Origin of the sequence: Caulobacter hibisci, assembly GCF_016135805.1 — a bacterium.
In the GTDB taxonomy this organism is placed as follows: Bacteria; Pseudomonadota; Alphaproteobacteria; order Caulobacterales; family Caulobacteraceae; genus Caulobacter; species Caulobacter hibisci.
This window is the reverse complement of sequence record NZ_JADWOX010000022.1, coordinates 85,822-97,582: the sequence shown is the minus strand read 5'-3', so window position 1 is coordinate 97,582 and position 11,761 is coordinate 85,822. Positions and strand designations below refer to the sequence as shown.

General features: G+C 69.6%; 8 protein-coding genes. 2 read left to right on the top strand and 6 right to left on the bottom strand.

Annotated features, from left to right (window positions below; translation table 11 throughout):
- Window positions 1-458 precede the first annotated feature (458 nt).
- A complete protein-coding gene (locus I4Q42_RS22830; protein ID WP_198578391.1) occupies window positions 459-1,706 on the bottom strand; it encodes a serine hydrolase domain-containing protein in 1,248 nt (415 codons plus the stop codon).
- A 215-nt stretch (window positions 1,707-1,921) separates the two neighbouring features.
- On the opposite strand from I4Q42_RS22830, the gene I4Q42_RS22825 reads away from it, so the two are divergent.
- A complete protein-coding gene (locus tag I4Q42_RS22825) occupies window positions 1,922-4,855 on the top strand; it encodes a M16 family metallopeptidase (RefSeq protein ID WP_198578397.1) in 2,934 nt (977 codons plus the stop codon).
- A 209-nt stretch (window positions 4,856-5,064) separates the two neighbouring features.
- On the opposite strand, the gene I4Q42_RS22820 is transcribed toward I4Q42_RS22825, so the two are convergent.
- Entirely contained in the window at window positions 5,065-5,961 is an 897-nt protein-coding gene (locus I4Q42_RS22820) for a hypothetical protein (RefSeq protein ID WP_198578390.1), read from the bottom strand.
- A gap of 177 nt (window positions 5,962-6,138) precedes the next feature.
- Here I4Q42_RS22820 and I4Q42_RS22815 point away from each other — a divergent pair, with 177 nt between their 5' ends.
- The gene (locus I4Q42_RS22815; RefSeq protein WP_198578389.1) at window positions 6,139-6,684 is read left to right on the top strand and encodes a PAS domain-containing protein; all 546 of its coding nucleotides are present in this window, start codon (window positions 6,139-6,141) and stop codon (window positions 6,682-6,684) included.
- Between the two features lie 135 nt (window positions 6,685-6,819).
- Here I4Q42_RS22815 and I4Q42_RS22810 read toward each other — a convergent pair whose 3' ends face one another.
- The 4 genes from I4Q42_RS22810 to I4Q42_RS22795 all read right to left on the bottom strand — a co-directional run bounded on the left by I4Q42_RS22810 (window position 6,820) and on the right by I4Q42_RS22795 (window position 11,499).
- Window positions 6,820-7,683 carry a class I SAM-dependent methyltransferase gene (locus tag I4Q42_RS22810; protein ID WP_198578388.1) on the bottom strand — a complete coding sequence of 288 codons (864 nt, stop codon included), beginning with the start codon at window positions 7,681-7,683 and terminating at the stop codon, window positions 6,820-6,822.
- 70 nt (window positions 7,684-7,753) lie between these two features.
- The gene (locus I4Q42_RS22805; RefSeq protein ID WP_198578387.1) at window positions 7,754-8,695 is read right to left on the bottom strand and encodes an aldo/keto reductase; all 942 of its coding nucleotides are present in this window, start codon (window positions 8,693-8,695) and stop codon (window positions 7,754-7,756) included.
- A gap of 254 nt (window positions 8,696-8,949) precedes the next feature.
- The gene (locus I4Q42_RS22800) at window positions 8,950-10,614 is read right to left on the bottom strand and encodes a choline dehydrogenase (protein ID WP_198578386.1); all 1,665 of its coding nucleotides are present in this window, start codon (window positions 10,612-10,614) and stop codon (window positions 8,950-8,952) included.
- A 357-nt stretch (window positions 10,615-10,971) separates the two neighbouring features.
- Window positions 10,972-11,499, bottom strand: coding sequence for a gamma carbonic anhydrase family protein (locus I4Q42_RS22795; RefSeq protein WP_198578385.1), 528 nt, complete (start codon window positions 11,497-11,499; stop codon window positions 10,972-10,974).
- Window positions 11,500-11,761 lie beyond the last annotated feature (262 nt).

The window sequence follows — 11,761 nt, the reverse complement described above, 5'->3', positions numbered from 1 at the left end:
TGGGGGACGTAAACCCATCCATCGGGGGCTTGCCTGATTGGGCTCCCGCCCGTCCGAGGGTCCGCGCCGCATGCACGCCTGGCCGCCAAGAAACGGGGCGCATTGCATGGGGAAGGGGCACAGGGCGGAAGAGGCCCGCGCGCCCCGGCCTGAGGTCCAACGATCGCGCGGGGCGTCAGAGCTTCGTCGAAACGGTATTCAAACTCACACATCCGGGCGCAGCCCGGACGCCCCGCGCCCTCTCCATCCCCTCAGCGGTCTGCCGCGTGAGACCGCGCCCCCGTTCCCTCTCCCCTTGCGGGAGAGGGTGGCCTGCGCAGCAGGTCGGGTGAGGGGTCTCTCAAAACTCACAGCCGCGGGCAGCGGTGAGGTCAGGCCGGGCGGAGCGTCTCACATCTGAGAGACCCCTCATCCGACGGCCTTCGGCCGCCACCTTCTCCCGCAAGGGGAGAAGGGCGCTATCGCCCGTAGACCGCGTCCCGAAGCTCCCGCGTCACCTGGCCGTTCATGCCCTCGAAGGCGGTGTTGGTCAGCAGCACCACGGTCAGCCCGGCCTTCGGATCGACGAACCAGTTATGGCCGTAGACCCCGCCCCAGGCCAGGGTGCCGACGCCTTGCGGAGTCTTGGCGATGGCCGGATCGTCGAGCACCGCCCAGCCGTAGCCGAAGCCCCAGCCGGGACCTTGGGTCGCCGCCTTGATCCCCGCCTGGTCGGTGGTCATCAGCTTGACGCTGGCGGGCTTCAACACCGGCCCGCCGCCCGTCCGCACGGCTTCCAGCAGGGCCAGCACGTCGCCGGCGGCGCCGACCATGCCCGCTCCGCCCGAGGGGAAGGCGGCCGGATCGGTCGCGCGGCTGGGCGCCATGCGCACGGCGGTGCGCCCCAGCGAGACGTCCTGGTTGTCGGTCATCCGGGTCGGGGCCGGGCTGGCGTTGACGTAGGGCGTGGCCAGGCGGGCCGGGTCCTTGGCCAGGAAGCCGGCGTCCTTCAGGCCCAGCGGACCGGTGACGGTGCGGGCCACCACCTCGGGCAGCGGCCGGCCGTCGGCCTTCTGCGCCACCAGGCCCAGCACGTCGATGGCCAGGGAATAGCGCCAGGCGCCGCCCGGCGCGAAGGCCAGCGGCCCCTTGCCGATGCGGGCGACGTTCTCGTCCAGGCTCAGGCCGGAGATGTCGATCCCGTCCGAGACGCCGAGCCTGTGGTAGGGGTGATCGGCCGTCTCCGACAGGCCGTAGGTCAGGCCGGCCGTGTGGTCGAGCAGCTGGCCCAGGGTGATGGTCGGGGTCGATCCATCGGCCATGGCCGGCTTGAAGTCGGGCAGCCACCTGGTCACCGGATCGGCCAGCGACAGCTTGCCCTCCTCGACCAGCCGCATGATCGCCACGCTGACGAAGGGCTTGCTGACCGAGGCCAGGCGGAAGACCGAGTCCTCGCGCATGGCCGCGCCCGCCTCGCGGTCGGCCAGGCCCACGGCCCGGTGGTAGACCAGCTTGCCGTCACGGGCGACCAGGACCACGCCGCCGACCAGCCGCTGCTGGGCCACCGCGCGGTCGAGCACGGCGTCGATGCGCGCGGCAAGCGCCGCGTCGGGCGCCTGGGCCTGAGCAACCTTTGGCGAGGTCTGCGCCTGCACCACGGCCGGCGCACCGGCCAGCATCGCCCAAACCGCCAGGGGAGCGGCCACGCCCGCAAGCCATCGACGCATGTCCGCACTCCCTCGCCGCCGGACGCCCGGTCCATATACGGAGTGGAATGCGCGCGGAGGTTTCGCAAGGCCGCGACGCGAGTTTCCCACAGGCGGGCGCGACGATGTTGCGGCCTCGAAGCCGTCGGAGCCGAATCCGCCGCCGCGCGGCCTTGCTTGCGCCACGCGCGACGCTCAAGTTGAGCTTCGACATCTTCCGCAATCGATCGGTAGCCATGATTTCCGTCTCGCGCCTGGCGCTCGTCGTCTCCGCCGGCCTGGCGCTCACCGCCTGCTCCACCCTGCCTTCCGTCCTGCCCGGCTCCGGCAAGAAGGCCGACGCGCCTTCCGCCGCCGCACCGGCCGCGCTCAAGGCGCCCGTCGCGCCGGTCAAGACCGCTGGCCCGCAGTTCTCCGACCTGAAGCCGGGCCAGTGGCCGCAGGAGATCTCGGACGTCGCGGTCGATCCGTCGATCCGCTTCGGCGTGCTGCCCAACGGCATGCGCTACGCCATCCGCAAGAACGCCACCCCGCCGGGCCAGGCCGCCCTGCGCCTGTGGTTCGACGCCGGCTCGCTGATGGAGGCCGACGACCAGCAGGGCCTGGCCCACTTCCTTGAGCACATGGCGTTCAATGGCTCGAAAAACGTGCCCGAAGGCGAGATGGTCAAGATCCTCGAGCGCCGGGGCCTGGCCTTCGGAGCCGACACCAACGCCTCGACCAGCTTCGACGAGACCGTCTACACGCTCGACCTGCCCAAGACCGACGATCCCACCGTCGACGACGCCATGATGCTGTTCCGCGAAGCCGCGGGCGAGCTGACCATCGATCCCGCCGCCGTCGACCGCGAGCGCGGCGTCGTGCTGTCGGAGGAACGCACCCGGGATAGCCCGGGGTATCGCGTCTTCAAGCAGGGCTTCGCCTTCAACCTGCAAGGCCAGCGGCCGCCCCAGCGCCTGCCGATCGGCACGACCGACGTCATCTCGACCGCCCCGGCCCAGCGCATCCGCGACTTCTATCAAGCCTGGTATCGCCCCGAGAACGCGGTGTTCGTGGCCGTCGGCGACTTCGACCTCGGCGCCATGGAGGCCAAGATCAAGGCCCGCTTCGGCGACTGGAAGGGCCAGGGCGAGCCGGGCAAGCGTCCCGACCTCGGCGCCGTGGCCCAGCGCGGCCTGACCGCCAAGGTCATCGTCGAGCCCGGCTCGGCCGAGTCCGTGCAGATCGGCTGGGCGCAAGCCCCCGACCTGCGGGTCGAGACCAAGGCTCTCGACAACGAGTCGATGATCGAGGCCCTGGGCATGGCGGTGCTGAACCGCCGCCTCCAGGCCCTGGCCCGCGGCGCGACGCCGCCGTTCATCTCGGCCGGCGCCCTGCGCAACGACCAGTACCATGCCGTCCAGATCAACGGCCTGTTCGCCCAGGTGACGCCGGGCGGCTGGAAGACCGCCCTGCAGACCCTCGACCAGGAACAGCGCCGCCTGGTGCAGTTCGGCGTGCGCCAGGACGAGCTGGATCGCGAGATCGCCGCCCTGCGCTCGGGCTACACCGCCGCCGCCGCCGGCGAGGCCACCCAGCGCACCCCGTCCCTGGCCGGCCAGATCGTCGGCACCCTGGGCGACCGCGAGGTGGTGACCAGCCCGTCGCAGAACCTGGCCGCCTACCTGGCCGTGACCAAGGACCTGAAGGCCGAAACCGTCTCGGCCGCCGTCCGCGCGCTGTTCGCCGGCCAGGGTCCGCTGATCGTCCTGCCGACCCCGACCGCCATCGAGGGCGGCGAGGCGACGGTGACCGCCGCCTATGTGGAGTCGACCAAGACCCCGGTGACCCCGCCGGCCGCCCCGGCCACCACCCTCTGGCCCTATGCCGTGATCGGCGCCACCGGCAAGGTGGTCGAGCAGAAGGACGTCGCCGACCTCGACACCGTCTTCGTCCGCTTCGAGAACGGCGTGCGCCTGACCGTCAAGCCGACCAAGTTCCGCGACGACCAGATCCTGGTGAAGGCCCGCATCGGCAACGGCCTGCTCGATCTGCCCCGAACCGGCCAGAGCCCGCTGTGGTCGGCCTCTTCGATGATCGAGGGTGGCCTCAAGCAGATCACCGCCCAGGACATGGAGCAGGTGCTGACCGGCAAGGTGTGGAACGCGGGCCTCGGCGTCGAGGACGACGCCTTCGTGCTAAGCGGCCGCACCCGCCCCGAAGACCTGGCCACCGAACTTCAGGTGCTGACCGCCTACGCCTCCGAGGCCGGCTGGCGGCCCGAGGCCTTCAACCGCATCAAGACCTATTACGGCACCATCCACGACCAGTTGGAGCGCACCAACGGCGGCGTGGTCGGCCGCGACCTGGCCGGGCTGATGCACCCCAATGACGGCCGCTGGACCTTCCCCAGCCGCCAGGACATCGCCGCCGGCTCGATCGACCAGCTGAAGGCCGTGGTCGGCGGTCCGCTGTCGACCGGCCAGATCGAAATCGTCGTGGTCGGCGACACCACGGTCGACAAGGCCGTGGCCGCCGTCGCCGAGACCTTCGGCGCCCTGCCCGTCCGCACCGGCGCGCCCGCCCCGGACGAGGCCAAGCAGATCGGCTTCCCCGCCCCGTCCAAGACCCCGGTGATCCGCACCCACAAGGGCCGCGCCGACCAGGGCCTGCTGTTCATGGCCTGGAAGACCGACGACCTGTTCAGCGACCTGCAGCGCTCGCGCAACACCCAGGTCCTGGCCCAGGTGATGCAGCTGCGCCTGACCGACGAACTGCGCGAAAAGCAGGGGGCGACCTATTCGCCGTCGGTCTCGGCGACCCACAACGCCACCTTCGCCGGCTGGGGCTATATCGGCCTGTCGGTCGAGGTGCCGCCGGAGAAGATCGACCAGGTCGCCGCCAGCGTCCGCAAGATCGCCGCCGACCTGCGCGACAAGCCGGTCAGCGCCGACGAGCTGGAACGCGCCAAGCTGCCGCGCATCGACCAGTTAGAAAAGGCCCGCGAGACCAACGAGTACTGGCTCGGCGCCCTGTCCGGCGCCCAGACCGACCCGCGCCTGCTCGACGCCACCCGCTCGGTGATCGCCGGCCTGCAACGCGTCTCCGCCGCCGATGTCCAGAAAGCCGCCCGCACCTTCCTGGCCGACGACAAGAGCTGGACCTTCGAGGTCAAGCCGGAAGGGAAGTAGATCGGAAGATCCTCCCCCTCTGGGGGAGGTGTCCGCGCAGCGGACGGAGGGGGGCCGTTTTCAGCTTCCCCAAAGGGAGCCGATTTCGCAGCTTCTCCCCTCTCCGTCGCCTTCGGCGACACCTCTCCCACAGGGAGAGGGTCCAAAAGAAAAGGCCTGCGCCCTCTCGGACGCAGGCCTTCGCTTTAGGAAAGCGCTGCCTTAGGCAGTTAGTAAACCACCCCGCCGACGCCGCCGTCGAGGCTGAGGCTCATCCGCGACGAGCTCGATTCCTTGACCGTCTCCTCGCGATAGGCGGTGTAGGTCTCGGTGGTCAGGATGGTCAGGACCTTCAGGCCGGCGCCGTAGCGGCGCAGCAGCGAGCGCTCGTTGCAGTCGCGGGCCGGGCGCTGCGGACGGCAGACCAGGGTCCCGCCTTCGCCGCCCCGAACGCCGGGCGTGTGATAGAGCGCCTCGTTCTTCTGGCAGATATAGGTCTGGGCGCCGCGGCCGCCGGTGCTGATGTCGATCGTGCTGTCGTACTCGCCGATCACGTACTGCATGCGGCTGCCGGCGATGCAGCGATAGAGCTCGCCGTCATAAACGTCGTCGATCTCGCGGTCGGGCGTCACCTGCGAGGCCGGGTGCGGCACGTCCTTGTCGTCCAGGCAGACGGCGCGGACGACGACGCGCTTGAACTTGGTGCGGGTGGCTTCATAGGCCGTGCGGCGGGCCGCTTCGGCGCCGACAACGTTGAGGCCGTCGATATAGCCGGTGGGCTGCGGGCCCGAATAGTAGCCGCCATGGGCGCCGCCGCCGTAATAGACGGTCGAGCCGGCCGAGGCGCCGGCTCCGGCGCTGCCGCTGGCCGACGCGCTGGCGCTGGCGTTCACGTTGACGTTTACGTTGACCGAGGTCTTGCCGCCGCCGCCGCCGTTGCAGCCGCCGTTGCAGCCGGTCGGCGGCTTGGGCGGACGCGGCGGGGGCGAGGGCGGGGTGCAGCAGCTCGGCGGCGTCGTGGTGCAGCCGCTGGTGCAGGCGTAGGCCGCGCCGCCCAGGAACAGTCCGGCCATGGCCGCCCCGATGGCGATCCACAGCTTCGACACGGTCAGTTTCGGCGACGTCATGGCGTCTCCCCTTCACACAGCGGTCGTCTTCCAGCCGGTTGATCAGCAAGAAGCGCGCCATGGGTCCGACCCGCCCGGCGGTGTGCCAAGACGATACGGTCGAGCCCGTGGCCCGGTTCTCCTAGCAAGGCCCATGCGGTCGATAGGACCGCGAAATGGACCCGCCAGGGGACGACGATGTTCCATCCAAGCACGGAACGGTTGATAGACTATTGGCGAACCCAGGCTGGCGGTGATCGCATGCCGGCGCGCGCCAGCGTCGATCCGGGCGATTTCCTCGATCTTTTGCCCCAGGTCTTCATCCTGGGGCGCAACGTCGGGCGCTATCCGTTCCGCCTGGCCGGCGGTTTCGTCACCGACCTGCACGCCCGCGACCTGCGCGGCGAAGACCAGTTGCAGATGTGGGCGCTGTCGCACCGGCTGGAGGTCAAGTCGGCCCTCGAGGTCGCCCGCCGCCGGGCCGAACCGGTGGTGGTCACCGCCGACATCCGCGCCCATGGCGTGGCCTCGGTCGGCATGGAGGTGCTGCTGGCCCCGATGACCGGCGCGGCCGGCGAGGTCGACCGGTTCCTGGGCCTCTATCAGCCCATCGCCATGATGCAGCGCCTGATGGGCCGTCCCGCCTACGAGCTGGGCGTGCGCCGGATCCAGGCCCTAGGCAGCAACAACGCCGAGGCCCCGCGCCTGCGGCTGGCCAGCCTGGACGGCCGGCTGATCGCCTAGAGGCGAAAGATTTTCCCTCCCGATCTCTGGCGGGAGGTTTGCGGCGCCCGGACTGTCTGGCGGGCGACGCCGAAGGGAGAGAGGGGGACGCCCGGGAGAGCGCCGCGAGGCGTGGGCGCCCCCTCCTTCCGGATCTTAAGACGCGCCGTTGCGCGCCGTGACCACCCAGCCCGCCCCGTCGATGACCACCGACCGCTCGCCGGCCTTGGCGGCGAAGGCGGCGCGGACGGCGATCTTCGCCTCCTCGACCACCGCCTTGGCCTGGTCGGCCAGGGCGCGGGTCAGCGGCCCGACCTGGAAGGCCAGGTCCACCGCATCGTCGATGGCCGCCGCACGCGTCTTGCCCTCGCCGAAGACGATCTGGTGATCCACCGGCTTGAGCACGACATCGACGAAGCCGGCCTCCGCCAGAATGCGCTCCACCCGCGCCCGGTCGCCGAACGAGAACGGTCCGGGCGCTTCGGGCGGCGGCGGGGCGGGCGGGCCGACGATCGGGGCGATGGCTTTCAGCGGCAGCCGCACCCAGTCGTTCTCGCCCGTCCCGCGCCAGCAGACGAAGGTCAGGCGGCCGTCCGGCTTCAGCGCCTTGCGCATATGAGCGAAGGCGCCGGCCGGATCGTCGAAGAACATCACCCCGAAGCGCGAGAACAGCAGGTCGAAATGCGCCACCGGCAACAGGGCCCGGCTGGCGTCGGCCACCTGGAAGCGGGCGTTGGGTCGGTCCTCGGCCAGTTCCCGCGCCCGGCCGACCAGCGGTTCGGAGACGTCGACGCCCAGCACCCCGCCCTTGGCCCCGACCAGAGAGGCCAGGGCCAGGCTGCCCGCGCCGGCCCCGCAGCCGATGTCCAGCACCTGCTCGCCCAGCCGCGGCGCGGCGGCGGCGATCGCCGCGCGGCCATAGTCGAGAAGCATGCGGTCGAGCCGCGCCTGGTTGGCGACCCAGCGCTCGCCCGTGCGGCCGTTCCAGTCGGCGATCTGGTGCAGGTTGCGATCGGTCATGGACGCCCTCAGTTGAGAATTATTCTCAAAACGATGTAGCTGCTCTCACCGGTCCTGTCGACAGGATCGACTACCGCGCCGCATCCAGCGCCGCGATCACCTCGGCCGGCAAGGCCAGGCGCGCGCCGGCCAGCAGTTCGTCAAGCTGGGCCACGCTGGTGGCGCTGGCGATCGGGGCGGTGATGGCCGGATGGGCGACTATCCAGGCCAGGGCGATCTGGGCCGGCGTCGCGCCGGTCGCCTCGGCCGCAGCGTCGAGCGCGGCCAGGACCCGGAAGCCCTTTTCGTTCAGATACTCCCGCGCGATGGTCCGGCCCCGCGCCCGTCCTTCAAGGTCGGCCTCGGTGCGGTACTTGCCGGTCAGGAAGCCGGCGGCCAGGCCGTAGAACGGGATGACGCCGATCCCCTCGCGCGCCGCCAGGTCCGCCAGCGGGCCTTCGACCTCGTCGCGGTCGTAGAGATTGAATTTCGGCTGGATCGACTCGTAGCGGGCCAGGCCCTTGTCGGCCGAGGTCTTCAGCGAGGCCTCCAGCCGCTCGGGCGTGAAGTTCGAGGCCCCGATGGCGCGCACCTTGCCGGCCTTCGCCAGCCGGTCGAAGGCCTCCAGCGTCTCGTCGATCGGCGTGGCCGCATCATCTTCGTGAGACTGGTAGAGATCGACATAGTCGGTCTGCAACCGGCGCAGCGAGTCTTCCAGCGCCTCGACGATGTTTGCGGCCGACAGGCCCGGGCGCTTGGGCCACTTGGCGACCTTGGTCAGGATCTTGATCCGGTCGCGCTTTCCGCCCGCCGCCAGCCAGCGGCCGATCACCGCCTCGGACTCGCCGCCCTCGTGCCCCGGAACCCAGGCCGAATAGACGTCGGCCGTATCGACCGCGTCGAAGCCGCCGTCGATGAAGGCGTCGAGCAGCCGGTGCGAGGTTTTCTCGTCGGCGGTCCAGCCGAAGACATTGCCGCCGAACACCAGCGGGGCGATCGAGAGGCCGGAGCGGCCGAGGGGACGTGGGCTCATGGGCGGATCCTTCGATGGAGACGGCCGGAACTGTGGGCGGGTTCGCGCCCCGCCGCCCAATCAAACTTTGAAATAAGGCCTATTGGGCGCGAGCGGCGGATCTATCCGAAACGGCGCTAGTGCGTGTTCCCCGCCCTTCGACAAGCTCAGGCTGAGGACCAAGGCAGACTCCGGCGATTGAAAAACCTCATCCTGAGCTTGTCGAAGGACGAGGTTTTCAGCCCGGAAGCTTCCGTGAAGAGTCGAAGCCAGGCTCAGGCCGCCACCGCCGACGCCCCGTCGAACACCGGGACCTCGACCGGCGCCAGGGTCGCTTTCCCTCGCAGCAGGTCGGCGGCGCGTTCGGCGATCATGATGGTCGGAGCGTTGGTGTTGCCGCCGATCAGGGTCGGCATCACCGAGGCGTCGATCACTCGCAGGCCCGCAAGCCCCTGCACCCGCAGTTGGTCGTCGACCACCGCCAGCGGATCGCCCGCCGCGCCCATCCGGCAGGTGCCGACCGGGTGATAGATCGTCTCGGCCTTGGCCCGGATCCAGGCGTCGATCTCGGCGTCGGAGCGGACGTCCGCCCCCGGCGCGTATTCACTGTCGCGGTACGGATCGAGCGCGGCCTGGGCGGCGACGTCGCGGCCGATCCGCACCCCTTCGCGCATGGCCCGGCGGTCCTCGTCGGCGGCCAGGTAGTTGGCCAGGATCGTCGGATCGTCGAACGGGTCGGCCGAGCGCAGCCCGACATGGCCGCGGCTCTCCGGCCGCAGCTGGCAGACGTGCAGGGTGAAGCCGTCCTTCTCGACCACCACCTTGCCGTGGTCCTGCATGATCGCCAGCACGGCGTGGATCTGCAGGTCGGGCCGGTCGAGGTCGGGCCGCGAGCGCAGGAAGGCGCCCGACTCCAGGAAGTTCTGCCGCCCGATCCCCTTGCCCATCAGCAGGTAGGACAGGCCGACGCCCAGCTTGTTCAGTCCCTTGTTGGCGGAATAGGCGGTCTTCAGCCCCTTGGTCGTCCACGACAGGCAGACGTCCAGGTGATCCTGCAGATTCTGGCCGACGCCGCGCGATTCATGGACCGTCGAAATACCGTGGGCCTTGAGCGCTTCGGGGTCGCCGATCCCCGAAAGTTGCAGAATTTGCGGAGACTGCACGGCGCCGGCGCTCAGCAGCACCTCGGCGTCGGCGTGGGCGGTCGCCGTCTGGCCGCCTTTGCCCGCGACATATTCGACGCCGATCGCCCGGCCTTTCTCGGTCAGGATCCGCGTCGTGCGGGCCTCGGTCACGCAGGTCAGGTTCGGTCGCGCCAGGGCCTGGGCCAGATAGGCCGCCGCCGCGCTCCAGCGCTTGCCGTCGCGGATGGTCAGGTCGTAGGGCCCGAAGCCCTCCTGCTGGAAGCCGTTGAAATCCTTGGTCACCGCGTGGCCCGCCTGGCGGCCGGCCTCGATCACCGCCTTGTAGAACGGGCTGTCGGACTCGCCGGCCGAGACGTGCAGCGGCCCGTCGCCGCCGTGATAGTCGCAGCCCCCGCCGTGGAAGGTTTCCGAGCGCTTGAAGTAGGGCAGGACCTCGCCGTAGGACCAGCCCGACAGCCCCATCTGGCGCCACTGGTCGTAGTCGCGCGCGTGGCCGCGAATATAGATCATGCCGTTGATCGCCGAGGAGCCGCCCAGGCCCCGGCCGCGCGGCCACCACAGCTTGCGGCCGTCGAGGTGCGGCTCCGGATCGGTCCAGAAGCCCCAGTTGCTTTCGCCTTTGGCCTTGATCAGTTCGCCGACGCCGGCGGGCATGCGCACCAGCACTGAGCCGTTCTTGCCGCCGGCCTCCAGCAGCAGCACCTTCACCGTCGGATCCTCGGTCAGGCGTGCGGCCAGCACGCAGCCGGCCGAGCCGGCGCCGATGATGACGTAGTCGTAGCGTGCGCTCGACATGCCCTCGCCTCCCACAATGTTTTTGTTGGTTATCGTTGTTAAGACAGAGAGTGATCCAGGCCGGCGACGCCCGCAAGAGGGCACGCGGAAACTGCCGTAACGACGTTACGTAATTTACGCAGACTCAACCTTAATCCGATCTGCAAACCTCTCCGCCATCATGACGGTCATCAGATTGATCGGCGGGTTCGTGGAGAGCGTTGCCGGTCCATCCGACTTCCGCGGCGGCTTCAGTCCCGCTGCCGCCGCGAGAAGGCCCCGCGCACCGAGCCCCCCGCGCGGGTATAGCCAGGAGCGCCGTCCCCACATCCCCCCCAGGAGGACGGCGCTCCTGCGCCTTTTGGCCCGGAGCTCGGCTCAGAGCGCCTTGAGGCCGGCGCGGTAGCGCTTCCAGTTCTCGACATAGTGCAGGGCCGAGGCCTGCAGGATCATCGCCTGGTGCTCGCTGACCTCGCGGATGATCTTGCCTGGCGCGCCGACGACCATCGAGTTGTCGGGGATCTCCTTGCCCTCGGTGATCAGGGCCCCGGCCCCGATCAGGCAGTTCTTCCCGATCTTGGCCCCGTTGAGGATGATCGAGCCGATGCCGATCAGCGAGCCGTCGCCGATGGTGCAGCCGTGCAGCATGACCAGGTGGCCGACGGTGACGTTGGCGCCGATGGTCAGCGGGATCCCGGCGTCGGTATGAAGAACAGAACCGTCCTGGATGTTGCTGTTTTCGCCGATCGTGATCGGATCGTTGTCACCGCGCAGCACCGCCCCCCACCAGACGCTGGCGTTCTGCTTGAGCACCACATTGCCCATCACGCTGGCGCTCGGGGCGATCCAGTATTCGTCTTCCGACGGAAGTTTCGGCGCCATGTCGCCCAACGAATAGACAGTCATCCGTACACCCCGTGTTCTTTTGCTACGCAGAATTTTAATCGGTCAGAAACCATAATGTCCCCATTGTAAATCCGGTGATTCGGTGGGGAACCTCCTCGTGGAGGGGACATTCCCTCCGTATCCGCCGCGGACCATACCGCCCGCGGCCTCCTGATGACGGAGAACAGGGTCTTGCGTTCGGCGTTCCGGCGTACAGCACCGCCTTCTTGGGGCTCCACCGAGCCGCCCGGCCGCGCCTGCGGCTCCGTCTTCTGCTCCTCCC

Coding starts and splice junctions, on each gene's coding strand:
- I4Q42_RS22830 (WP_198578391.1), bottom strand. CDS start 1,706: ATGCGTCGATGGCTTGCGGGCGTGGCCGCTCCCCTGGCGGTTTGGGCG.
- I4Q42_RS22825 (WP_198578397.1), top strand. CDS start 1,922: ATGATTTCCGTCTCGCGCCTGGCGCTCGTCGTCTCCGCCGGCCTGGCG.
- I4Q42_RS22820 (WP_198578390.1), bottom strand. CDS start 5,961: ATGACGTCGCCGAAACTGACCGTGTCGAAGCTGTGGATCGCCATCGGG.
- I4Q42_RS22815 (WP_198578389.1), top strand. CDS start 6,139: ATGTTCCATCCAAGCACGGAACGGTTGATAGACTATTGGCGAACCCAG.
- I4Q42_RS22810 (WP_198578388.1), bottom strand. CDS start 7,683: ATGACCGATCGCAACCTGCACCAGATCGCCGACTGGAACGGCCGCACG.
- I4Q42_RS22805 (WP_198578387.1), bottom strand. CDS start 8,695: ATGAGCCCACGTCCCCTCGGCCGCTCCGGCCTCTCGATCGCCCCGCTG.
- I4Q42_RS22800 (WP_198578386.1), bottom strand. CDS start 10,614: ATGTCGAGCGCACGCTACGACTACGTCATCATCGGCGCCGGCTCGGCC.
- I4Q42_RS22795 (WP_198578385.1), bottom strand. CDS start 11,499: ATGACTGTCTATTCGTTGGGCGACATGGCGCCGAAACTTCCGTCGGAA.